Raw genomic sequence first — 23,841 nt, 5'->3', positions numbered from 1 at the left:
CTGACGGTGCTGGGCCACTTGGCCGCATGCAGTGTCGTGACAGCAGTCGTTCCCCTCGAAGAGAGAGCTGTCATGAAGTTCATACGGCACGTCTCCGCCCGGCGGTCGCTCCCCCTGGCCGTCCTCGTCCCCGCCGCGGCCGTGCTGGCCGCCGGCCCGTCCCCGGCGTCCGAGAGCGGCGGGAGTGCCGGGTCCGGCACGGGCACCAAGCCGACCGTCGTGCTGGTGCACGGCGCCTGGGCGGACGACTCGGGCTGGGACGAGGTCATCCGGAGCCTGCGGGCGGAGGGTCATCCGGTGGTGGCCACCGCGAACCCGCTGCGCGGCCTCACCGGCGACTCCGCCTACCTCGCCGCCCGGCTGAGGACGATCGAGGGCCCGGTCGTCCTCGTCGGCCACTCCTACGGCGGAGCCGTCATCACCAACGCGGCGGCCGGCAACCCGAACGTCAAGTCCCTCGTCTACATCGCGGCGTTCGCGCCGGACAAGGGCGAGACGGCCCTGGAGCTGGCCGCCAAGTACCCCGGCAGCCATCTGACGGACGACCCCGACGCTCCCCTTCCCACCGCCCTGGCCGCGGTTCCGCTCGGCGGTGGCCCGGCCGACGTCGACACGTACATCAAGCCGGACAAGTTCAGTGACGTCTTCCTGAGCGACCGGCTGGAGGCGGGCCGGGCCGCCGCGCTGGCCGCCAGACAGCGCCCCGCGCACGTGGCGACCAGCGCGGAAGCGACCAAGGCCGTCGCCTGGAAGACGATCCCGTCCTGGTACCTCGTCGCCACCGACGACCGCACCATCGGCACGGACAACCTGCGCTTCATGGCCGAGCGGGCCGGCTCGACCACCGTCGAGGTCGACGCCCCGCACGCGGTGCCGGAGACCGACCCGGACGACGTGACCGACCTGATCCTGCGGGCGGCGCACGGCTCTCGTCCCGCCCTCGCCGCGACCGGCGCGGGCAGGGGGGCCGCGGCCCTCGGCGGCGTGGCGGTCCTGGCCGTCGCCGGTGGCACGGCCCTGGTGGTCCGCTCCCGCCGCACCTGACCCGGGGCCGGTGTTCCGGCGGCGGCCCTTTGCTACTTGGGGGTAGGAACACGACTCCTCTTGCTATACAGTTCGTCAGCAAGGCGGGATGGTTACCCGCGGTAATACTGATCGGACTCGATGCGAGGAGCCCTCGGCATGGGGAACAGGACCTCCGACGACGGCGCGGCCCGGCGGCTGCTGGACTCGTCCGCGCAGCTCTCCTACGACCCGCTCACCGAGGTCGACTGGGACACGCCGCTCGACACGGACTTCCACGGTGCCAGTCCGGAGTGGAGCACGCTCTACGGGACGGCGTACTGGGACGAGATGACCGACGCGCAGCGCAAGGAGCTGACGCGCCAGGAGGCGGCGTCCGTCGCCAGCACCGGCATCTGGTTCGAGATGATCCTGCAGCAGATGGTGCTGCGGGACATCTACGCCAAGGACCCGACGGACGACACCGTCCAGTGGGCGCTCACCGAGATAGCCGACGAGTGCCGGCACTCGATCATGTTCGCCCGCGGGGCGAAGAAGCTCCGGGCACCGGCCTACCGGCCGCACCGGGTCGCGCTCGAACTCGGCCGGCTCTTCAAGACCGTCGCCTTCGGTGAGGCCGCGTACGCGGCGATCCTGGTAGCCGAGGAGGTCCTCGACGTCATGCAGCGCGACTGGATGCGCGACGAGCGGGTCGTGCCCTTCGTCCGCACCATCAACAACATCCATGTCGTCGAGGAGTCCCGGCACATGAAGTTCGCCCGCGACGAGACACGCAGGCACCTCGCGCGTGCCGGACGGCTGCGCCGCCGGATCCACGCCCTGCTGATCGCCGTCGCGGCCTACGTCATCGTCACCAGCATGGTGAACCGCAAGGTCTACGCGAACGCCGGCCTGGACGAGGCCCGCGCCCTGCGCGAGGCGAAGGCCAACGAACACCACAAGTCGATGATGCGGGCGAGCTGTTCGGGCCTGATGGAGTTCCTGGCCTCGGTGGGGCTGCTCACCGGGCCCGCGCTCCACTTCTACAAGCGCGCCCACCTCGTCTGACGACCCGCACCCTGCACCTGTCCCGGCCTTCAGCGGAGTGGACGACCATGGCCTTCGCGATCACCCAGACCTGCTGCAACGACGCCACCTGTGTGTCCGTCTGCCCGGTCAACTGCATTCACCCCACGCCCGGGGAACGGGCCTTCGGCAGCACGGAGATGCTGCACATCGACCCGAAGAGCTGCATCGACTGCGGTGCCTGCGCCGACGCCTGCCCGGTGGACGCCGTCCTCCCGCTCGACCGGCTGACCGGCGGGCAGCGGGAGTACGCGCGGATCAACGCGGCCTACTTCGAGCAGGATCCCCCCGAGGGGACGGAGCCACCGGCGCGTTCGGGGCCTAACTTCCACGCCTGGGGCGAGCCGTCCTTCGACCGGGTGCTGCCCTCGGACTTCGGGCCGCTGCGGGTCGCGATCGTCGGCACCGGCCCGGCCGGCATGTACGCCGCCAAGGACCTGCTGCTGCACACCCGGGCCGAGGTGACGCTCGTCGACCGGCTTCCGGTCGCCGGCGGGCTGGTCCGGTACGGCGTGGCACCGGACCACCCGGCCACCAAGAAGGTGGGCGAGACCTTCGCCCGCTTCCTCACCCATCCGCGCGCACGGACCTACCTCGGCCTCGACGTGGGCACCCACGTCACCGCGGAGGAACTCGCCGCCCACCACGACGCGGTGATCTACGCGGTGGGCGCCGCCACGGACCGGCGGCTGGGCATTCCGGGCGAGGACCGGCCGGGCAGCGTCTCCGCGACCGCCTTCGTCGCCTGGTACAACGCGCATCCGGAGGTCGCCGCGGACGCCGTCGGCCTGTCGTCCGAGCGGGTCGTCGTGGTCGGCAACGGCAACGTCGCCCTCGACGTCGCGCGGATCCTCGTCTCCGACCCGGAGACGCTGGCCGGCACCGGGATCGCCGGCCACGCGCTGGCGGAACTGCGCCGCAGCAAGGTGCGCGAGGTGGTGCTGCTCGGACGCCGCGGACCGGAGCACGCGGCGTACACCAGACCCGAGTTGCTCGCCCTGAAGCACCTTCCCGGGGTGGATCTGCTCGTCGACGACCACGATCCGCGCATCGGTGCGGCGATCGACGCCGCCGGTCCGGGGGACAAGGCGGCGGTGCTGCGGGGGGTGACCCGGGAGGCCGTCGACTGGTCCCTGTCGCCGGGTACGGCGGGACGGCGGCGGCGTATCGTGTTCCGCTTCCTCTCCTCCCCTGTGGCGGTGTGCGGGGGCGAGGACACCCGTGCCGTGCGGGTCACCGGCGGCACCGCCGAGCTGGAGGTCCCGGCCGGCCTGGTCCTGCGGGCGGTCGGCTACCGCGGGGTGGCCCAGGCGGGGCTGCCGTTCGACGAGGTCACCGGGACCGTGCCGCACCAGGGCGGCCGGGTGACCGGCAGGCCCGGGACGTACGTCGTCGGCTGGATCAAACGCGGGCCGTCGGGAGGCATCGGCGCCAACCGCGCCTGCGCGGCCGAGACCGTCGGCTCCCTGCTGGCCGACGCGGTGGCGGGCACCCTGCCCGCACCGGCCGGCGGGCCGAAGGCGTTCCGCCGCCTCGTACGCCGTCGGCGCCGCTGACTCCGCACGGCACGGTCACTCCACGCGGTCCTCGTCCCCCACGTGGGCGTCGGCGGCGCCGTCGAAGTTCGCCTCCCGGCCGGGGGCGAGGCAGATCGTCATGTCCCCGCCCGTGGACGGCCATGGGACGACGTCCTCGAACACCCGCACGTGGTCCCTGACGCCCGCACCCGAGACGCCGTGGCCGGCCCAGGAGCCGAAGAGGGCCCGGTCCACGCGCCGGCCCTCCGACGGGCTCACCGGCGGCCGGCCGGGACGCGGCGGGGCGAGCCCGTGCCCGACCGGACGGTCCTCGGTGAGGAGGCGTCGGGACTCGGCGCGACGGTGGGCCGCCCGGGAGCCGTACAGCCGGTCAGGTCGGTCAGGGCGGTCAGCGGACAGACGGCGGCGAGCAGCCTCCGGCCGGTGCTCACCCCGCCCGGCAGTCGGAGTGCGGGGTGGAGTCGATCTCGTCCATCCGGCCGGGTTCGGGCCGGAAACGGACATGACCGGGCAGTGCGGCGGTGATGGGGACGGCGGCCGGCGGGACGGCGAGAACGACCGAGCCGAGTACGGGGGCCGGGATGGCCGAGGGACGACGCGACGGGTCGCCCGAGCAGGGCAGTCGGGCGGCTGCTCGCGGACCTCCCAGGCGTTGCCGCGGGTAAGCGCATCCGGTTCGGGGTTCACCCGAACCGGTGACCGGTCATACCGCAGGCGTCCCGGGCGTCACTCGGGGACGTTCATCCCGTCGCTGTCAGGTCCGGGGCGTTGTGGGCACGGCGGTAGGCCAGCGGGGACAGGCCGAGATGGCCGTAGAAGTGTCTGCGCAGGGCGACGGCGTCACCGAAGCCGCTCGCCGTGGCCACGCGCGCGACGGTCAGATCGGTGGACTCCAGCAGTCGGCGCGCCTGGTTCAGCCGGCACTGCAGCAGCCACTGGAGGGGGCTGGTGCCCACCTCGTTGCGGAACCGCCGGGTGAAGGTGCGTACGCTCATGTGCGCGTGCCGGGCCAGGTCCTCCAACGTGAGGGGTTCGGCCAGCCGGTTCAGGGCCCACTGCCGGGTGGCCGAGGTGGAACGGTCGGCGTCCTTCGGCACCGGGTGCTCGATGAACTGCGCCTGCCCGCCCTCGCGCCACGGCGCGACCACGCACCGGCGCGCCGCCGCGCCGGCCACCGCCGCTCCGTGGTCCCGGCGGATCAGGTGCAGGCACACGTCGATGCCGGCGGCGCCGCCCGCCGAGGTCAGGATGCGTCCGTTGTCGACGAACAGGACGTCCGGGTCGACCTCGACCCGGGGGAAGCGCCGGGCGAACACGTCGCAGAGCACCCAGTGGGTGGTGGCCCGCAGACCGTCCAGCAGTCCGGCTGCCGCGAGCAGGAACGCCGAGGTGCACAGGCTGACGACACGGGTGCGCGGACCGATCCGGGCGAACGCCCCGGCGACCTCCGCGGGCAGTTCGCCGGTGGCGAGCAGATGTCCCTCGGGCTCCTGGGTGGCGATCACCACGGTGTCCACGCGTTCCAGGAGGGACTCGTCGTCGTCGACGACGATCCGGAAGCCCTCGTGGGTACGGACGGGCCGGCCGCCGAGCGAACAGGTCGTCACGGAGTACAGCGGCGCACCGGACGGATCGCACGCCGCGTCGAACACGCGCGAGGCGATCCCGAGGTCCATGGCGAGGACGCCTTCGAGCGCGAGGACGGCAATGCGATGCACCATGGCCGGAATGGTACGACAGGTGGCCCTCCGGCCACTCACTCCGTCCGGGGGTACGGGACGAAGCTGGTGATCACCGGGCCCGGCCCGGTCTTCGCACACGCGGAACGGACAGGAAACGAGGAGAACATGAGCGAGCGCACCATGCGTGCCGTCACCATCAGCGGGTTCGGCGGGCCGGAGGTGCTGACCGTCGGGCGGGTCGCGCGCCCCGAACCGCTGCCGACCGAGGTGCTGGTGCGGGTGCACGCCGCCGGGATCAACCCGGTGGACTGGAAGACCCGCGCGGGCCAGGGCATGGCGGGACTGCAGACGCTGCCGCTGATCCTCGGCTGGGACGTCTCCGGAGTCGTCGAGGAGGTCGGTTTCGGCGTCACCACGCTCGCGCCCGGTGACGAGGTGTACGCGATGCCCTGGTTCCCGCGCCCGGCCGGCGGTTACGCCGAGTACGTGACGGCGCCGTCGCGCCAGTTCGCGCGCAAGCCCGTCTCGATCGGACACGCCGAGGCCGCCGCCCTGCCCCTCGCGGCGCTCACCGCGTGGCACGCGCTGGTCGACACCGCGGATGTCCGGGCCGGTCAGCGGGTACTGGTGCACGCCGCGGCCGGCGGTGTCGGGCATCTGGCGGTGCAGATGGCCAGGCATCTGGGCGCCGAAGTGGTCGCGACCGCCCGTGAGTCCCGGCACGCCTGGCTCAAGGAGCTGGGCGCGGACGAGACGATCGACTACACGCGGCAGCGGTTCGAGGACGTGGCCGACGGAGTCGATGTCGTCATCGACCTGGTCGGTGGCCTGGACGCCACCGATGTGCGGTCGGTGGCGGTGACCCGGCCCGGTGGCCTGGTCGTCTCCGTTCCGGGCGGCGTCTCCCCGGCGCTCGCCGCCGCGGCCGGGCAGGCCGGGGTGCGCACCAGCCCGCTTCTGGTCGAGCCGGACGGCGCGGCCCTGACCACCGTCGCCGGTCTGGTCGACGCGGGCGACCTCCGGGTGGAGGTCGAGCACGTGTTCCCCCTGGAGCAGGCCGCCGAGGCACACCGCCGGGGCGAGACCAACCGCACCCGCGGCAAGCTCGTACTGGACGTCACGCGGTGACCCGCGTGCGGTCGACGGGCCGTCGGCGCGGTGTCGGTCGCTCTTCCGCGGCACCGGCGTAGTAGACATCCCTGAGAGGGGCACTGGAACGGGGCCCGTCGTCCGGCGACGAGCACGACGAGAGAGTGGGGAATGCCGCGTGCTGCTGAAGACGTTCCGCTGGGCCTTCGCCGTCACGGGCCTCGGCCTGGTCGCCGGGGTGCTCTACGACGGCTGGACGGCCCTGGGGCTGGTCGCCATCCTCGCCGTTCTGGAGGTGTCGCTCTCCTTCGACAACGCGGTGATCAACGCCGGCATCCTCAAGAAGCTCAACGCCTTCTGGCAGAAGATCTTCCTCACCATCGGCATCCTGATCGCCGTCTTCGGCATGCGGCTGCTCTTCCCCATCGTCATCGTCGCCGTCAGCGCGCGGCTCGCGCCGACCGAGGCCGTCCACCTCGCGCTCACCGACAAGGACCGTTATCAGGAACTCGTCACCGACGCGCACCCGTCGATCGCCGCGTTCGGCGGGATGTTCCTGTTGATGATCTTCCTCGACTTCGTCCTGGAGGACCGCGAGACCAAGTGGCTCGGCCCGGTCGAACGGCCGTTGGCCAGGCTCGGCCGGATCGACATGCTCTCGGTCTGTGTCGCCCTCGGGGTCCTCCTCGGCACCGCCATGACGTTCGCCGCCCACGCCCACCAGCACGGCGGCGATCATGCCGACAAGGCCCAGACGGTTCTCGTCTCGGGCATCGCGGGACTGATCACCTACCTGATCGTGCGCGGGCTCTCCGACTTCTTCGAGAGCAGGCTGGCCGCCGAGGAGGCCGGGGAGCACGCCGGGCAACGGTCCGAGGACGCCGGGGCGGGGCGGCCGGCGGTCGCCCTGGCGGGCAGAGCCGCCTTCTTCACCTTCCTCTATCTGGAGGTCCTGGACGCGTCCTTCTCCTTCGACGGCGTCATCGGTGCCTTCGCCATCACCAACGACATCGTGCTGATGGCGCTCGGTCTGGGCATCGGCGCCATGTACGTCCGGTCCCTGACCGTGTACCTGGTCCGCCAGGGCACCCTCGACGACTACGTCTACCTCGAACACGGCGCCCACTACGCGATCGGTGCGCTCGCCCTCATCCTTCTCGTCAGCATCCAGTACCAGATCAACGACATCGTCACCGGGCTCATCGGCGTCACGCTCATCAGCGCGTCGTTCTACTCCTCCGTCCGCCGCAACCGCGCCGCACGCCGGTGAGCTCCTCACCACGTCAGCGTCAGCGAACCGCCGACCGGCAGTGTGTGCCAGCGGTCGGCGTACTCGTCGAACCGGGACACGATCCGGTCGACCACCGGGGGGATCCCGCCCGCCGCCACATACGCGGGCAGCTGCCGCGCACGGCCGCGCCGCACCTCCCACACGGGTACGGCGATGCCCGCCAGGTGCTCCGACAGGGCCATGTCCGCCTGCGCCCGGGGGGACGACTTCACCGGCCTGGACTTGCGGCGCCTCGCGGCCCTGGCGCGTTCCGCGGGGTCGGCGGGCCAGAACAGGCCGTTGTCACCGGCGGCCAGCCGCCCGTAGACCCCGAGTCCGATGCCCGCCTCGGCCTCGACCAGGAAGTGCACCAGGTCGTGCGGCAGGTACGGATGCCCGCCGGGCCCGTTGCGCGGGGCGAGCGCCGCCCCGGTCTCGCGGTGCACCGCGATGTCGTAGCTCGTGCCGGGGCCCTTGGTGAAGACGACGCGCATGACCGTACGGTAGGAGACGGCCACCACCGGCCGCACCCCGTTTCCGTGCCGGACCGTGCGGCACGGAAACGGGGTGCGCCGGCTCGCCGGCCACGAAGGTCACGCCCCGTCGGCGGCCGGCGCGGCGCGCAGGCCCTCCCGGTCGCCCCGGTCGACGAGGCCACCTGCCACCAGGGAGGCGACGCGGGTCACCTGACGTACCCGGCCTACGCCCACACGGCCGGGGCCGCATCGAACCGCCCCGGAACGGGCAGATTCGAACCATGTCCATCGACGCGACGGATTCGCCCGGAGTGCAGGTGTGTTCCCTGAAGCGGGACACTCCGCAGTCGGTCCCGGCCAACAGCCCCTACACGGTCGTACGGTTCCCGTTCGGGTCCGCGGAGTCCACCGACCGGTTCTCCATGCATCAGGTGAACCAGCCGGACGGGTACGTGGTCACGGACTGGGACTCGGACGACCGGTCCGGGCTGATATGGCCCAGCACGGCCGGCTGGGGCGTCCTGTACGCGATGATCCAGTGGGAGGCCGGGAACTACGACGAGCTGCGGGACCAGTTCGTCCGGGATCCGCTCGGCCTCACCCCGGCACCCGACGACACCACCGGGACGGAGCACCGGCCGCCCAGTCCCGGCATGCAGTGCTGGACGAAGCAGTGGGGCGTCTTCGTCGACCCGGCCGTCCCGCTCGCCGTGCGCGCCACCCATGACGACAGCGTGGCGCGGGACATCGTCCTGGCGGAGTTCAAGCTCGTCGTCCACCGAGCCGCCTGACGGCGCGTCCGGTGGTCCGTACCGCTGAGCGGTTCGGGGACGGAGGGCAGCGCGGACGGAAACACGTGGACGTACGGCTGTGTGGGGGGCGGACGGCACGACCGGGTCCGGGACGGGTACCTCGCCGACTACGGTTCCAAGACCCCCTGTTGATCCGCCCGGCGTCCGGTGCGCGACGTCCCGCCCGTGCCCCGTCGGCGCCCCACCAGGTCGTGGGCGGCCTCCGGCCACGTCGGGTACGCGAAGGTGAAACCCGCCTCGAGCAACCGGCCGGGGACGACCCGCCGGCTCTTGAGCAGCAGTTCCGTGTCCGAGCGCAGGACGAAGGCGCCCACTTCCGCCATCCACCGCGTCGCGGGCAGACCCACCGGCATGCGCCACGCGGTGCGCAGGACGCGCATGAACGCGCGGTGCGGCAGGGGACCGGGGGCGGCCAGGTTCACCGGACCGGCGAGGTCGTCCCGATCGGCCAGGAACTCGACCGCGCGGACGAAGTCGTGGTCGTGGATCCACGACACGTACTGGGCGCCGCCCGCGACCGGGCCGCCGAGCCCGAGGCGGGCCATCCACGACAGGACGTCGAAGACACCGCCCCGGTCGGGGCTCATCACCATGGCGGAGCGCAGGGCCACCTTGCGGGTGTGCGGGGTCGCGGCCCGTTCCTGCTCCCGCTCCCACGCCTTGGCGATGTCCACGCTGTAGGACCAGTAACCCGGCACGGCGGCCTCCGTCCCGCCGATCACGCCGGTGCCCTCGTCGTTGGGCGCGTCGAGGCGGTGGGCGTAGACGGTGGCGGTGCTCATCTGGAGCCAGACCCGTGGAGGGTGCGCCGCGGCGCCGATCGCCTCGCCCACGACACGGGCGGAGAGCACCCGTGAGTCCATCATGGCCCGGAGGTTGGCGGGGGTGTAGCGGCAGTTCACGCTGCGGCCGGCCAGGTTGATCACGACGTCACTGCCGTCGACCACCTCGGTCCACGACCCCGGTGTCCTGCCGTCCCAGTGGACCTCCCCGGGCCCCGCCGGCCGTCTGGTCAGTACCACGACCTCATGTCCGGCCGCGGTCAGCGCACGCTTCAGGACGGTGCCCACCTGCCCGGTCCCACCGGGAATCACGATCTTCATCCGGCCCTCCCCTCCGCGTGAGGGCAACACTACTCCGGAATTGAACACGTTCAAAACCTTGGTGCCGGTTGCGGTACGCACGGGGCGGGATGCCGGTCACCCGCTTGAACGCGGTACCGAGGGCGCTCTCGGAGCCGTGGCCGACGGCACGGGCGATGGTGGCGGTGGACGACGACGGCGGCATCATCGAGCAGCCCTACTGCAGGACGCCCGCCCGGGGCGCCGTGACACCCGTGCCGCCGGCCGCGTCTCCTCTCGTGGACGGCGTCACCGGACGCTGTTCCGAGGACGACCAGGAGGCGCCGGCCATCTCCGGGAGCACGCCGGCCGGCCTACGCACCGCGCACCTCGTTCGCGGTGGCTCCCCAGGCTGCCGCGCACAGTGCCCGTTCGACCACGTCGTTGTAGACGGCGGCGGCGAGCCAGGCCCGGGCGAAGTGGCCGGTGTCGGCCGGGAGCAGGCGGCCGAAGGCGTCGCGGGAGCGGTCCGCGGCGGCGGTGTGGAGGTCGTCGAGGAGGTCGCCCGCCGTGGTGAGGCCGAGACGGCGCAGCCGGGCGCCGTCGCCCGACCGGTTCCCGGCGAGGGCGAGGACCCGGCGGCCCCCCGGCACCGCCTGGTGGACGCGGCGGCGCAGCAGGTGCAGCGGGGCCTCGTCCCCGGTGGGCACGGCCCGCGCGGGCGGCGCGACCGCGCCGGTGGGCAGGTCCGCGTGCTGGAGGCGGTCCAGACCGAGGTCCACCCGGGCGCCGGGGTCGGCGGGGTGCTCGGTGGCGAGCAGCAGGGCACGGGGACACGGCCCCGGTGTCAGGCGCGCGACGACCCGCAGCCGGCTGCCCCCGGCGGCGGCGAGCAGGCGGAGGTTGTCGCGGTGAGGGAGCGCGGGATCGTCGTGGGCGACGGCCAGCCGCAGGGGCAGGCCCCCGCAGTCGGCCAGCAGACAGTCGCCCGTCGTCTCCCGCACCGTGCCCTCGAGGGTCACCTCCAGGAACAGCAGGTCCTGCCCGCCGTTCAGCGCCCGGGCCACCTGCTCGGCGGCGGGCACCGCCCACAGCCGGTCCAGCGGATCCGCGCGCCAGTCGGCGCCGGACGCGCGGACCGCCCGCACCCCCGCCCCCGCGCCGAGACGGCCCGTCGGGGAGACGGTGGCCCCGGACACGGCGAGCCCCGCGCGCGACAGTTCCCGGTGGGTCAGGGCGGTGTCACCGATCCGTACGGCCCGGTCGGCGGCGCCGGTCGCCCGGGCGGGCCCGCCCGGTGCCACGTCCGAGACCGTGTACAGGCGTCCGTCCGCGTCGGCGGTCCAGGTGACCGCGCCCGCGTATCCGGTCGCGGTGAGGACGGGCTCGGAGAAGAGCCCGTACAGCCGCAGGGAGCCGTCCGGGCGGTACGGCTGCCGGACCGTGCCGCGCAGTTCGGTCAGGTCCGGGCCGGTGGCGTGCGGGAGGCGGTGGGTGACGCCCAGGACTCCGGCCAGCGTGCCGGCGAGGTCGGTGAGGCGGTGTCCGGGGTCGGCGGAGCGGGCCGCGCGCACCCCGGTCACCACGGAGACCGCCGCGGCCGAGGCCCGTGGGAGGCCGGCGAGGCGGGCGGTGTGCGCGGCGTGCAGGAGTTCCGCCTGGAGCACGGCGCCGGCGCCGTCGGTGCCGGCCTCCAGGACGGCTGCGGCCGCGTCGAACACCGCCCGTGCGGCGGCGCGTTGTTCGGGGGTGGCGGTGTCGGGCTCCGCCGGTGCCGCCTCCGTCCCGTCCCGCGTTTCCGTGGTCTCGGAGGGGGCCGGGGCTTCCTCGGCGACCGGTGCGGCCGAGGCCGCCGCCGCGCGGTGCAGGCAGTCGGGGGCCAGCAGGCATCCGCAGTGGATGGCGTCCGCGCCGGTCACCGTCCCGCCGGGTGCCCGCAGGACGACGTCGGTCTCGTCGTCGACGGCGATCCGCACGGTGTCGCCCTCCCGGACGACCGGGCGCGCCAGGAGCTTGGTCACGCCCGCGTCCAGCCGCTTGCGGAGCCGGGGCGAGAGTGCCGCGACGAGTTCGGCGGTGACGGACGGGACGACCGGAGGCAGGTCCGGGCTCATGCGATCTTCTCCCCTACCCAGCGGGCGAGTTCGAGCGGGCTGAGGGCGGCGACGGGCATGCCGGCCGCGACGAGCCGGCCGGCGACTCCCGTGGAGTAGCGGGGCCGGCCCGTGTCGTCGAGGCTCGCGCAGCCCAGGACGTGGCAGCCGGCTCCGACCAGTGCGCGGACCTCGGCGAGCAGACCGCCCAGCGGGTAGCCCTCCTCGAAGTCGCTGACGACCACGACGAGGGTGCGCGACGGTACGGTGACGAGCTCGCGCGCGTGCCGCAGTCCGGCGGCGATGTGGGTGCCGCCGCCCACGCTGACCTCCAGCAGCAGCGACAGCGGGTCGTCCACGTGTCCGGTGAGGTCGATGACCTCCGTGGAGAACGCCAGGAAGTGGGTGGAGAGGGTCGGCACCCCCGCCAGCACGGAGGCGGTCAGCGCGGCCCACACCGTGGACGCCTCCATGGACCCCGACACGTCCGTGACCAGGATGAGCCGCCAGTCGGCGGCCCGGCGTGCCCGGGTACGGAACACCGGGTGCTCGGGGATCACGCGGACCGTGCCGTCCGGGGCGCGGCGCGCGGTCGCCAGGTTGGCCCGCAGGGTGCGGGGCAGGTCCAGTCCGCCGCCGGGACGTCTGCTGGGGCGGGGCAGGGCGGTGCCGTGCAGGGCGGGGCGCAGGCGGGTGGCGAGCTGCCGGGTCAGCGCGTCGACCAGCCGCCGTACGAGCGGACGCAGTGCGGCCAGCCGGGCCTCGGGCAGTCCGCCCGCGTGCCGCAGGACGGTGCGCAGGAGGTCCACCGAGGGCCGCACGCTGTCCGCGTCCAGCTCGGCGAGGACGTCCCTGCGGCCCGACGCGGCGGCGGTCGCCAGCACTTCCTCCCGGATGCCGGGGCCGAACAGCGCGGCCAGCTCCTCGGACCACTCCCGTACTCCGGGGTACGGCGCCTGACGTCCCCCTCCGGTTCCCGGGCCCGTGAGGTCCGACCGGCTGCCTTCGCCGCGTCCGCTGCCGTACAGCTCGTCCAGCGCGGTGGCGAGCGGTGACGCGGACGGCGGCAGCCGGTCGGCGCGGCGGCCGAGGAGGAGGCGCCAGCGGTCGGCGGGGGCGAGGGCATGCTCCTCGGCGGCCTCCGGGGCACCGCGCTCCGGGCGTTCCGGCGCTCCCCCCGCCGGAGCGCCCGGTGGGGGCAGCAGGCCGAGCGAGCGCAGGGTCTCGCGGGCCGCGTGGTCCGCTGCGGTCCAGGTGGCGAGGGCGGCCGGGTCGACGTCGTCCGTGTCGGCGACGTGCGCGGTGCCGAGGCGTTCCTCGACGGCCGCGAGGAGGCGGTCGCGGGCCGCGGGGCTCAGGGTGTCGAAGCCGCCGCGCAGTGCGGGGAGCCGGTCGAGGAACGCCCGGTCGGGCAGCTCGGTCACCCGGGTGAGCAGGGGCTCCAGCGCGGGGGCCGCCGTCTCCAGCAGAGGGCCGGCGGCGGTCAGCAGTCCGCCGAGCCGGGCGGTGAGGGCGGCGCGGGAGTCGGGGTCGGTGGCCCCGTCGACCCAGGAGGCCACGCGGTCGCCGAAGGCGCGGGCGTCCTCGTGTCCGAGCAGGACGCGTACGGCCCCGGCGGCGCCGCGCATCAGCGGGGAGCCGCCGGCGGCCAGGCGGTCCAGGGCGTCGGTGAGCCGGATGCCGCCCAGCAGGTCGGCACGGTGGGAGAGTTCGAGCAGGGCGTGGGCGTCGGCGGGGTCCTCGGACCCGGTCAGTCCGTCGACCTGCCGTACCGCCGCCGTCGTGAGCAGTTCCGCGACGGCGGCGGCCCGGGTCTCGCGGTCCGGCTCGGCGGGGAGCCCGGGGGCATGGCCGGCCCGCAGCCGGTCGAGCAGGGCCAGCCCGGCGAGGAGTTCCGGCAGGGTGCCGGCCCGGGGCAGGACGTCGGCGACGTCGTCGAGCCGTTCGTCCGCGAGTCCGGTCAGACCGCATTCCGCCGCCCGTTCGAGCCCTTCGAGGGCCTGTGCGGCGGTCGGTCCGTCCTCGTCGCGTTCCTGGCGGCGCCGTTCGCGCAGGACTCCCTCGGCGGCCTGCGCGGGGGTGACTCCGCGTACGCCGGCCGCGGTCAGCACGGCCGCCGTGGCAGGGGTCCAGCGCACTTCCCAGCGGGAGGTGAGGGCCTCGGCGCCGCCCGCGCCGACGACCTCCTTGGCCTCCCCGTAGGGCACACCGCACACCGTCAGCCGGCGCAGCAGCAGTTCACGGCGCCGGTCGAGGTCGGACCGCAGCGGGTCGAGCCGCAGGTCCCGCGCGGGGCCGGGGCCGCCCGCCTCCGGGCCGGGCAGACCGAGCCGGGCCAGCTCGGCCTCGACCGCGGGGACGAGTCCGCTGCGCGGTGCCCCCGGGGCGGGACGCCCGGTACGCGTGCCGACGAGCACGCGCTCCATCGCCCGTGCCACGGCCCGGCCGCGCCCGTACGGCTCGCCCTGCGCGAGCACCGTCTGGACCGCTTCGACCAGTTCGCCGCGGCCCGCCGCGGGCAGGCCGCGCAGCCGGGCGAGGTCCGAGGCGAGCCGGCTGATCTCCCGGGCGTCGGCCGGTCCCGAGGGGTGGCCGAGGCCGCGCAGTTCGGCGCAGACGCGTACGGCCGCCCGGGTCAGCGCCTCCTCCAGCGCGGCCGGGTCGCCCGCCGCGCGCAGGACCATGTCCTGCCACTCCGGGTCCCGGATGCCCGCCGGGTAGCCGGACCGCTCGTCGAGGAGGGCGTAGGTGTACGGGATCAACGAGGTGTTCCACACGGGCCGTCGTCCGTCCGCGGGCGTTGTCGCTTCCTCCTCCCCCGCGTCCGGCCGCAGCAGCGCCGGTGCGTGGAAGGCGCCGACCACCACGGCGGCCCGCTCGCCCCGTGCGGTGGCCTCGGCCAGCCGGGCCCGCATCCAGCGTTCGCGCCGCAGGTCCAGCTCCGGTACGCCGCCCGAGGCGACGGCGTCCTCGCGCAGGGCCCACCCGGTGAGCAGGGCGGCCCGGCGCAGGGCCTCGGGCGGGGAGCCGGGGGCGGTCGCCTCGACGAGCCGGTCCCAGAGGTCGTCCCCGGGGCGGCCCGTCAGCCGGGTCCGCAGCGCGCCGGCGAGACCGGGTGCGCCGGCCCCCGTCCCCGGGGCCCGGCGCCCGTCGGTCCAGGCGCGGTCGGCGAGCGGCAGGTCGCAGGCGACCACCGGTACGCCGTGCCGGACGGCCCAGCGCACGGCGGCCAGTTCGGGCGAGAAGTCGGCGAACGGGTAGAACGCCGGTCCGCCGTCGCCGCCCTCGCCGGGGGCGGCGGCGAGCGCCACCGGCGCCCGGGTCTCCTCGTGTCCCAGCCAGGGCAGCCATGGCTGCGTCTCCGCGGGCAGTTCGACGAGCAGCACCTCCGGCTCCGCCTCGTCCAGCAGCGCGGGCACGGCGGCGGCCAGGGAGGGCGCGTGGTGCCGTACGCCGACGAGGTAGGGCGCGGACGGGCCGGTGAGGGCGGCGAGCGCCTCGTCGGGCGGGACGGGCGGGCCGCCCGGGGCGGCGGCCCCGTGGGAGAGGGACACGGCCGTCAGCCCTCCAGGACCGTGCGCAGGTCCCACAGGGTGCGCCAGGTGGCGGAGCCCTGCTCGGCCCGGCGCCGGACGGGGCCGTCCCAGTAGCCGCGCAGCCGGGCGGCGTCGGCGGGGTCGTCCTTGCGGACCACGCCGAGCAGATGGCCGGGCAGCAGTCCGAGGACGTCGCGGTCGCCCGGGAAGTAGGCCGCCGCGAGGGCGAGCGCGCCGGCGACGGACACGGCCTCCGCGGTGCTCATCACCGTCGACGGCCGTTCCACCTCCCAGCCCTCCGCCGACCGGCCCTCGCGCAGGTCCCGGAACGCGGTGACCAGGGCCTCCAGCACGGCGTCGTCGACCTGGAACGGCGCCCCGGCGCGCTCCACGGACGCCCGCGCCTGGCCGCGCACCAGCGCGGTCTCCGCGTCGAGGTCGCCGATGGGGCCGACGGTCTCGAAGTTGAAGCGGCGCTTGAGGGCCGCGGACATCTCGGAGACGCCCTTGTCGCGGAGGTTGGCGGTGGCGATGAGGTTGAAGCCGGGCGCCGCGTGCGCCAGCGCGTCCTCGGTGCCGGCCAGTTCGGGTACGGCGATCCGCCGCTCGGAGAGCAACGACACCAGCGAGTCCTGCACTTCGGGCAGGCAGCGGGTGACCTCCTCCACGCGGGCGATCGCGCCCCGGGACATGGCGGTCAGGACGGGGGACGGCACGAGCGCCTGCCGGGTGGGGCCCTGGGCCAGCAGCAGCGCGTAGTTCCAGCCGTACTTGAGCTGGTCCTCGGTGGTGCCGGCGGTGCCCTGCACGACCAGGCCGCTGGTGCCGCACACGGCGGCGGAGAGCAGCTCCGACAGCATCGACTTGGCGGTGCCGGGTTCGCCGACGAGCAGCAGACCGCGCTCACCGGCGAGGGTCACCACGCACCGCTCGACCAGTGCCCGGTCGCCGACGAACTTGTCCTCGATCACCAGGCGGTGCGGTACTCCGTCGGGTGCCCCGGCGCCGTCGGGGAGCTTCAGGGCCCGGCCCCCGCTGCCCATGACGAACGTGACGACCGCACGCGGGCTGAGCCGCCAGGCGGGCGGGCGCGGCCCGTCGTCGTGGGCTGCGAGGAAGGCGAGTTCGGTGGCGTACCGGTCCTCGGGCGGGACGATCTGACGGGCCGGGGAGGGGGACGGGGCGGTGGTCATCGGTGCGGGCTCTTCCGGGTGCGGGTGGACGGTGGTCATCGGCGGCGGCCCTTGCGGGTGGCGCGGGTGGTGAGTTCCTCGTAGGCGGGTGCGTCGCCGGCGCGGACACGGTCCCAGGCGCGCGTGAACAGCTCGGGTACCGGTATCAGCGGTACCGCGTGGGTACGGTCGTGGACCGGGTAGAGGCCCTGCTTCCAGATCTCCACCGGCTGGGCGGGGGACTTCAGGTCGAGCCAGCCGCACGGCAGGAAGAGGGTGCGTCCGGCGCGGGCCCGCTTCGCCTCGACGACCAGGCCGGTGGCGGCCAGTTCGGCGCGGGCCTTCTTCGCGCGGGCGGGCTTCCAGCCGGTCCAGCGGGCGCGGTTGCGGTCCGTCGGGTCGGGCAGGGCCAGCAGTTGCAGGTAGAGGGCCGCGGCGTCCTCGCCCAGCCCGTGGGCCTCGGCGACCTCGGTGACCAGGCCGGGCACGCTCAGGGTCGGGTCCTGGGCGTAGCCGGCGGGTCCCTCGGGATCCGTTCCGGCCGCGAGGGCGCGGGCGAGTCCGTCGCCCAGGATGGTCCGCAGCGCCCGCATGCCGTCGCGCCGTCCGGGTCCGACGATTCCCTCGATCAGTCCGAACAGGGGGTCGTCCACCGTGCCGAGGGCGCTCGTGCGGACCAGGACGGCCTCCTGGTCCCTGTACCAGGGGCGCAGTACCAGCGCCTCGCCGACGGGTGTCAGTCCGTGCGCGTCGGCGCCGCCGGTGGCGGGCAGTCCGTACGCCTTGCGCAGTTCGGCGGCGGTCGACGTGCCCTTCTCGGTCCACTCCAGGTCGAGGTCGAGCAGCAGTGCGGGGTCCGCGACGCGGCGGCGCAGCGCGGTGAGCCCTCCGGGCAGGGCGGCGCGCAGGGGGTGCCCGTACGGCAGGGCGTAGGCGAGCCCGGCCAGGGCGGCCACGGCGCGCGTCAGGTGGTACCGGCCGGGCATGGCCCGGGGGTCCTCCGCTACGAGGTTGCCGTCCTTGTCGGGGCGCTGCACGGTGGTGCGGCTGATCCAGGGGGTGCGGTGCGGGTTGAGCACTTCCTCGACGGAGTCGGTGGGCACACCTGCCGGGGAGAGTTCCGCGGCAAGGTCCTCGGGCAGGCGCACGACCCCGTCGAGGCGCTCGTCCCACACACGGCCCGCCGCGTCCGTGTCCGGTCCGGCGGTCCACAGGTCAGCGGGGTTCCCGGGAAGCAGCGCGCCGATGAGCGCCAGGCGGTCGCCGGGCTCCAGCGAGCCCAGCAGCACGTCGCCGAGCTGCTTCTGACGCGGCTTCAGACCGGTGGCGGCGATCACCTCGTCGGTGAGCTGCGACGGCCGCCCGGCGAGCAGCAGGGCCGCCTGCACCGGGCCCAGCCCGTCCCGTGTGGCGGCGGCCAGGGCGGCGGGCGCCTCCGGCTGCCAGGGCGCGGCCCCCTTGTCCCGGACCAGGCCGGTCACGGCGGCCAGCGCGTCCGCCGGGAACACCGGCGGGTGCGCGGTCTCCCGCTCCAGCGTGAAGTGCGCGACGGCGCCGAAGACACCGGCCGGGTCGTGGTCCAGGGCGAGCCAGTTGACCCGTCCGGTGCGGTGGTCGACGTTCTGGCAGCCGAGGACGACGACGGTGCGGCCTTCCCGGCGCAGCACCTGGCCGACGCGCTCCTGCTTGTCGTGCGGCTCGCTCAGCACCACCTCGCGCAGCGCGCCCGCGGGCGTGGCCAGCGGGCCCTCCGTGATCGCGTCGAACAGCAGGAGCAGCGCCCGGCGGTGCGGCTCCGTCAGGGTGGGTGAGGCGGCGCGGTAGGCGAGCGGGCGCAGCACGTCGAGTACGGACGGCCACACCGCGCCGATACCGGGGACGGTGAACTCGTCGCTGCGCCACCCGTCGGCGGCCCCGGCGGGCCGGGACGACGCGGGCAGGGGCTTGCCGTCGGCGGGTTTCCCGGACAGGACGTGGTTCACGGCGCGGATCTGCCGCAGGGTGCTCCAGCTCTGTCCGCCGCCCCACCAGCCGCGCAGGTCGGCGAGACCGGAGGTCGCCTCGCGCAGCGTCTGTTCGTCACCGTCCTCGGGGCTGTAGTCGGCGAACATGCCCTCGGCACGCCTGCGTTCCGTCCTGGGCCGCTCGGCCGGGGGCGTGACGAAGCCGGCGACGGACGCCGCCAGGCGCAGCACCGCGTGCACGAGGGCGGCGACACCGGTGAGCAGATGCGGCTCGGTGAGGGCGGGCAGGACACGGGACACGGCCTTCCGCACCACCTGGTCGGCGGTCGGGACGGCGGGCTTGCCGGTGGTGGCCCCCGCGGGCTTCCGCCCCCCGGCGGTCTGTTCGGAGCCGGCCGGTGCCGCCGCCGCGATCCTCGCCTGCCGCTCGGCCAGCGCCTGGGCGCCGGCGCGCAGCAGTTCCCCGGCCTGTTCGTCGCTCAGCGCCCGCAGGAGCGCCGAGGCGTTCTCGTCGCGCGGCCGCAGCGCGTGCCAGAAGTCGACCGGCGGTACGAGTCGCGTGCCGGCGGCGAACTCGCCGCCGCGCTCCAGCGGTGTCAGCCGGCCCAGTTCCCGCACACCGGTGGTGTCGTCGGTCGTGTACAGGACGACCTGACGGTAGTGGGCGACGACCAGAGGCTCGACGCCGCCGGGCAGCCGCAGCGCGCCGACCGGGACGCCCGGTATCCGTCCGTCCGCCGTCGGCAGGGTGCCGGTCCGGCCGTCCGGCGTGCCGACGGTGGTGCGGGCTTCGTCGCCCTCGCCCTCGGTGCGCACCCAGCGGCCGAGGACCGTGCCGTCCGTGCCGAACGGGCTGTCCTCCAGGCCGGGTTGCAGGGGCAGCACCGCGCAGTGCTGCTGGAGCAGGGTGGCGTCGTCGTGGATGCCGGAGCGCAGGAACGCGGGCAGCGAGGCACGTCCGTGCGTGCCGGTGGCCGGGTCGTACTCGAGCCACACCTGCCGCGTTCCCTGCCGTCCCTGGCGCCAGTACGAGGTGCCGTCACCGAGGACGCGGCGCGCGGGCGGCAAGACCGTGTCGCCGGCGTGCAGGGCGCGTCCGCCGGTGACGCGTCCGCCGTCCGGCAGCGGGATCGAGGTCTCACCGGCGTCGCCGCCGCTGTACCAGTGCGGGAGCTTCTCGCCGCCCAGCGGGAACACCTCGGTCGGGCGGGCCGACCAGTAGCCGTACTGCTTGTTGTCCTGCCGCCACGTCACCAGCAGTTCGCCGTCGGTGTAGCGGAACGACGGCCGCTGCCAGCGGTCCAGTTCAACGGGCAGCCGCAGGTCGTGCTCCAGCAGGATGTCCTGCGGTCCCACGACGATCGCCTTGTGCCTGCGGGAGAGGATCAGGGCCGGCCAGGCCTCGTGGACGGCGAGGTTGTCCTCGCTGTCGCGCCGGGTCTCGGCGTCGAGCCGGCGCAGCGCCTCGTCGAGGGCGGGCCAGCCCAGTTCGTCCGGGAGGCCGGCGCGCAGGGTGTTGCCGAGCAGCGGTGCGATGTCGAACGCGGCGGCCCGGGCGACGGCCTCCGGGCTGATCCGTGCGGCGATCCCGCGGAACGGGTTCAGCCGCTCGAGCGCCGTGCGGGCGGCCGCCAGGCCGGCCGCGCCGTCCAGTTCGCCGGCGGCGGCGTCGAGCCACTCGCGGAGCACGTCGGCGAGCACGGGGTGGCCGGCGATCCCCTCCAGCGTCCCTCGGCCGGTGTGCCGACGGTGGTGGTTGCCGACGGCGTCGTGGAGCATGCGGCGGCCGTGCCGGTCCGCCGCGACGGCCGTCAGGTCGCGCCGCCCGGGTCGGGTGTCCTCCAGCCACCGGCCGAGGTCGAGGTGGACGTCCGTGCCGGCCCCGGGCGGGGTCAGCGGTACGTCCTGCTCCATGCAGAGGTCCAGCAGGTCGAGGTCGGCGCCGGCGTGCCAGCGGCCGGTGAGGAGGTCGACGGGGCGGCCCTGGTCGCGCAGGCGCGCGGTCATGCGCTCCACGAGCGCGAGGGTGGCGGGCGAGCGGCCGCTGACGGTGCCGCCGTGCTTGCGGTGCAGGGCCCAGCGGGTGAGCCAGTCCGCCGGGTCGACCGCGTCCGCCGCCTTGTCCTCGCCCGTGAGCAGCCGGTCGGCACCGGTCTCGGCGAGCAGCGCCAGCCAGAACTCGTCGTCCTCGGTGGAGCGGCCGAGACCGGCCGGCATGATCTCCAGCAGCCGGCCGCGTACGGCGGGCTGCTGTCCGGCGAGAACGACGAGCGTGGCCCGGTAGGTGTTCCAGAAGGAGGCGGGGGCGCGGACCGCCGCGGGCGACGCGAGCAGGTCCGCGACCAGGGCGCACTCCTCGGTGACCCGGTCCAGGCCGGCGGCCTTGATCAGAACACGGGCGTCCTGGGGCAGCGACGCGTAGGGCGGCATGCCGGCCGCGCAGCGTTCCACGGTCAGCTGCCGGAACTGCGCCCAGGCGTCGGCCGGGGTGAGCCGGGCGGCCAGGGCCTTCACATGCTCCTTGAGGGCCTTGACCGTCAGTGCCCCGGCGAAGGCGAACTCCAGGAACACGGCGCGCTGCCGCTCCTCGTCCACGGTCAGCGCGTGCACCCGCTCCGCCTCGCGGGCCTTGCCGAAGAACGCCGCCGCGTAGGTGGTGTTCTCGTGCTGGAGGAAGACCCGGGCGGCCTGCTCGTAGAAGGTGGGCAGGAAGTGCGGTACGGCCCGGCCGAGGCGCTCGCCGAGCGCCTCGAAGCCCTCCTTCGCGGTGCCGGGGCGGGACTTGGCCTGGCGGGCGAGCCGCTCGACGTCCTTGACCAGCGCCAGTGCGTGGTGCCCGTTCGCCGGGTCGTTGACCAGCGCCCACGCCGGGAAGCCGAGGGTCTCCCGGCGCACCTGTCCGACCTCGCGGGTCTCCGGCTCGCGGGCCAGTCCGAGGAAGTCCAGGGCGAGGTCCTCCGCCTCGCCGAGCGTGCCCGGCACCAGCCGTACGACCTTCCGTTCGTCCAGCGCGGTGTGCGTGTACGTGCGGACGGTGAGGGCGTCGGCGTCCTCCCGGTCGGTGGTGCCCGGGGGCAGTACGGCGCCGGCGTCGAGCAGCGCGGCGGAGGTGGTCTCGTCGTAGGTGAATCCGTCGTACGTCGTCATGCCGCACGCTCCTCGTCCTCGATGTCGCGTCCGGCGTACAGCGCGGCCGCCATGCGCATGCCCTCCGACCAGGCCACCGGCCCGACCCGGCCGAGCTTCAGCACCCGGCCGGCCGGGTCGGTGAAGACCAGAGGGCCGGTCTCCGTCTCCTCGTAGCCGTCGTAGTCGCCGACCCACACCCGGGCCTCGACGGTGTGGCCGTCCTCCACCACGGAGCACACGGCGTGGCCGCCGCGCACGCGGTAGCCGAGCTGGGTCGCGCGGCCGTGCAGGAACCGCAGTTCCTTGAAGGCGCCGCCCGCGTAGTCCTCGACGGAGGCGGCCTCGGCGTCGAGTGCCGCGGGCCGGTGCCACACCTCGCGGAAGAGCTGCTGGGCGCGTTGTCCGACGCCGAGCTCGACGGCGAACTCCCGCAGCTCCTCCAGGTCGTCGAGGAGCACGGGGTGCGGCAGGCGGACCAGGCCGGGGGTGAGGCGGACGGTGTCGCCGTCGAGGTCGACCAGGCCGAGGCCGCGCTCGGGGTCGGCGTCCCGCAGGAACCCGGCCACCGCGCCGTCCGTGCCCGTGACCACCAGGTCGCGGAGGGCGGCCTGCCAGGCGGGGTCCGGCCAGACCCGCGCCAGCACCTCGAACGGCACCGGCAGCGAGCGCACCATCCACCGCTCCACATCGGCCAGGCACTGCCGTTCGTGCCGCTCCAGCCACTCGGTGAGCTGGCGCAGTCCCACCACCGCCGGATCGTCGGCGATCTTGGACGGTACGGACTTCAGCCGCCGTCCGGCCGCGTTGCGGCACACCACCTTGCCGTCGTCGAGGGCGACCTCGTACCCGCCTGCCGACACCCACCCCATGCGTGCCTCCCGCACCCGCAATGATCAAGTGACGGGAACTGTAGAGCAGGGCTCTGACAACGGGTCCCGGGGTCTCGTCGCGGGACGGGCACCGCCGTGGCGCGGGGCGGTGGAGCGGGGCCATCAGGGTGGTCGCAGGCCGTGTCGGGCGGCCGTACCGGGGCCGGCTGGCCATCCTGGGTCGGTAGCGCGGCCCCTTCCGAGCGACAAGGAGCACGGCATGCCCACGGACCCGGTCGGACGATTCCTCGCGGCCCTGGACCCTCACCACCGGGAGGCCGTCGGCGGCCGACCGCGCGAGGAACAGGAACGGCTGGCGGCGGCCTGGGAACGGGAACTGGAGGCCGACACCGAGCTCGACTCCCTCGACGAGTTGTCCCCGCCGGCGGCGGAGGCCGAGGCGGCCCGCCGCGTCCTGGACCGCGAACACTAGAGGATGTCGTCCGGATCAGGCCGGCTGCGGTGAGCGGTGCCGGGGCCCGCGGCCCCGACAGGATCCGGACGACACCCTCTGGGGCGTTCCGCGGTCAGTGGTGGGCGTGGGCGACGGCGTGGCCCTTGCCGCGGCCGATCATCCACTTGTTGACCGGCGTGGTGACCGCGAACGCCACGGCGAAGCCGCCGAGCAGCGCCGACCAGAACAGCCCGTCCGACAGGTGCGCGTCCATCGCGCCCGGTGTCAGGGCGATGATCGCGTTGTCGACCAGTTCCATCACCGCGATGGAGACCGTGTCGGCGGCCAGCGCCACCTTGATCGCGGTCCGCAGGGACAGGCCCGCGCGCATCACCGCGAAGAGCGTGAAGGAGTAGCCGAAGACGAAGGCGAGGGCGATCGCGAGGATCATGGTCGGTACGTTGCCCCACAGCAGGGCCGTGCCGATGACCATGCCGAGGATCTCGCCGATGGCGCACCCGGTCAGGCAGTGGAGCGTCGCTTTCGTCGCCATCGCCCAGGACACGTGGCCGTGCCCGGCGGCGGTGTGGTGCGTGCTGTGGTCCATGGCCTTCGTCCCCATTCGGCGTCCCGGGTGGCCGGTGTCGGCCCACCGAGGGCAACATATA

The 23,841-nt window shown here is 74.6% G+C and carries 17 protein-coding genes; 7 read left to right on the top strand and 10 right to left on the bottom strand.

What is annotated here, in order from left to right:
• The first annotated feature begins 72 nt into the window (after positions 1-72).
• The 3 genes from ACFV5H_RS18945 (at position 73) to ACFV5H_RS18935 (ending at position 3,644) form a co-directional block, all read left to right on the top strand.
• Entirely contained in the window at positions 73-1,044 is a 972-nt protein-coding gene (locus tag ACFV5H_RS18945) for an alpha/beta fold hydrolase (protein WP_385195985.1), read from the top strand.
• Positions 1,045-1,182: 138 nt separating this feature from the next.
• Positions 1,183-2,070 (top strand): diiron oxygenase, encoded by an 888-nt coding sequence (locus ACFV5H_RS18940; RefSeq protein ID WP_385195983.1) that lies wholly within the window; start codon positions 1,183-1,185, stop codon positions 2,068-2,070.
• Positions 2,071-2,117: 47 nt separating this feature from the next.
• Positions 2,118-3,644 carry an FAD-dependent oxidoreductase gene (locus tag ACFV5H_RS18935; RefSeq protein ID WP_385195982.1) on the top strand — a complete coding sequence of 509 codons (1,527 nt, stop codon included), beginning with the start codon at positions 2,118-2,120 and terminating at the stop codon, positions 3,642-3,644.
• Positions 3,645-3,659: 15 nt separating this feature from the next.
• Here ACFV5H_RS18935 and ACFV5H_RS18930 read toward each other — a convergent pair whose 3' ends face one another.
• Both ACFV5H_RS18930 and ACFV5H_RS18925 read right to left on the bottom strand, forming a co-directional pair.
• Positions 3,660-3,860, bottom strand: a complete 201-nt coding sequence (locus tag ACFV5H_RS18930; protein ID WP_385195980.1) for a hypothetical protein — start codon at positions 3,858-3,860, stop codon at positions 3,660-3,662.
• A gap of 506 nt (positions 3,861-4,366) precedes the next feature.
• Positions 4,367-5,347 (bottom strand): GlxA family transcriptional regulator, encoded by a 981-nt coding sequence (locus ACFV5H_RS18925; RefSeq protein ID WP_385195978.1) that lies wholly within the window; start codon positions 5,345-5,347, stop codon positions 4,367-4,369.
• 126 nt (positions 5,348-5,473) lie between these two features.
• Here ACFV5H_RS18925 and ACFV5H_RS18920 point away from each other — a divergent pair, with 126 nt between their 5' ends.
• Together ACFV5H_RS18920 and ACFV5H_RS18915 are read left to right on the top strand one after the other, a co-directional pair.
• Entirely contained in the window at positions 5,474-6,436 is a 963-nt protein-coding gene (locus ACFV5H_RS18920; protein WP_385195976.1) for an NADP-dependent oxidoreductase, read from the top strand.
• Positions 6,437-6,575: 139 nt separating this feature from the next.
• Complete coding sequence (locus ACFV5H_RS18915) at positions 6,576-7,667, top strand: DUF475 domain-containing protein (protein WP_385195974.1); 1,092 nt, start codon at positions 6,576-6,578, stop codon at positions 7,665-7,667.
• A gap of 5 nt (positions 7,668-7,672) precedes the next feature.
• On the opposite strand, the gene ACFV5H_RS18910 is transcribed toward ACFV5H_RS18915, so the two are convergent.
• Positions 7,673-8,161 carry a hypothetical protein gene (locus ACFV5H_RS18910; protein WP_385195971.1) on the bottom strand — a complete coding sequence of 163 codons (489 nt, stop codon included), beginning with the start codon at positions 8,159-8,161 and terminating at the stop codon, positions 7,673-7,675.
• A 263-nt stretch (positions 8,162-8,424) separates the two neighbouring features.
• Between ACFV5H_RS18910 and ACFV5H_RS18905 the strand changes: the two genes are divergently transcribed.
• Positions 8,425-8,934, top strand: a complete 510-nt coding sequence (locus ACFV5H_RS18905; protein ID WP_385195969.1) for a hypothetical protein — start codon at positions 8,425-8,427, stop codon at positions 8,932-8,934.
• Positions 8,935-9,062: 128 nt separating this feature from the next.
• On the opposite strand, the gene ACFV5H_RS18900 is transcribed toward ACFV5H_RS18905, so the two are convergent.
• From ACFV5H_RS18900 to ACFV5H_RS18875, 6 genes are all read right to left on the bottom strand, one after another.
• On the bottom strand, positions 9,063-10,058 hold the full coding sequence (locus ACFV5H_RS18900) for an epimerase (RefSeq protein ID WP_385195966.1): 996 nt from the start codon (positions 10,056-10,058) through the stop codon (positions 9,063-9,065).
• Between the two features lie 332 nt (positions 10,059-10,390).
• Positions 10,391-12,130: a hypothetical protein gene (locus ACFV5H_RS18895; RefSeq protein WP_385195964.1), complete on the bottom strand. Its 1,740-nt coding sequence runs from the start codon at positions 12,128-12,130 to the stop codon at positions 10,391-10,393.
• Positions 12,127-15,663, bottom strand: coding sequence for a DUF5682 family protein (locus tag ACFV5H_RS18890; RefSeq protein WP_385195962.1), 3,537 nt, complete (start codon positions 15,661-15,663; stop codon positions 12,127-12,129). The genes ACFV5H_RS18895 and ACFV5H_RS18890 overlap by 4 nt, the downstream gene beginning before the upstream one ends.
• 5 nt (positions 15,664-15,668) lie before the next feature.
• The gene (locus ACFV5H_RS18885) at positions 15,669-16,838 is read right to left on the bottom strand and encodes an AAA family ATPase (RefSeq protein ID WP_385196181.1); all 1,170 of its coding nucleotides are present in this window, start codon (positions 16,836-16,838) and stop codon (positions 15,669-15,671) included.
• Between the two features lie 35 nt (positions 16,839-16,873).
• On the bottom strand, positions 16,874-21,928 hold the full coding sequence (locus ACFV5H_RS18880; protein WP_385195959.1) for a hypothetical protein: 5,055 nt from the start codon (positions 21,926-21,928) through the stop codon (positions 16,874-16,876).
• On the bottom strand, positions 21,925-22,779 hold the full coding sequence (locus tag ACFV5H_RS18875) for a DUF4132 domain-containing protein (RefSeq protein ID WP_385195957.1): 855 nt from the start codon (positions 22,777-22,779) through the stop codon (positions 21,925-21,927). Before ACFV5H_RS18875 ends, ACFV5H_RS18880 begins: the two co-directional genes overlap by 4 nt.
• A gap of 220 nt (positions 22,780-22,999) precedes the next feature.
• Here ACFV5H_RS18875 and ACFV5H_RS18870 point away from each other — a divergent pair, with 220 nt between their 5' ends.
• Positions 23,000-23,212, top strand: coding sequence for a hypothetical protein (locus ACFV5H_RS18870; RefSeq protein ID WP_385195955.1), 213 nt, complete (start codon positions 23,000-23,002; stop codon positions 23,210-23,212).
• Between the two features lie 94 nt (positions 23,213-23,306).
• Here ACFV5H_RS18870 and ACFV5H_RS18865 read toward each other — a convergent pair whose 3' ends face one another.
• Positions 23,307-23,780, bottom strand: coding sequence for a DUF4396 domain-containing protein (locus ACFV5H_RS18865; RefSeq protein WP_385195952.1), 474 nt, complete (start codon positions 23,778-23,780; stop codon positions 23,307-23,309).
• Positions 23,781-23,841: the final 61 nt, after the last annotated feature.

Source organism: Streptomyces sp. NPDC059787 (assembly GCF_042732315.1).
GTDB lineage: Bacteria > Actinomycetota > Actinomycetes > Streptomycetales > Streptomycetaceae > Streptomyces > Streptomyces atrovirens.
The sequence above is the reverse complement of the archived record's forward strand: the minus strand, read 5'-3'. Positions and strand labels throughout refer to the sequence as shown.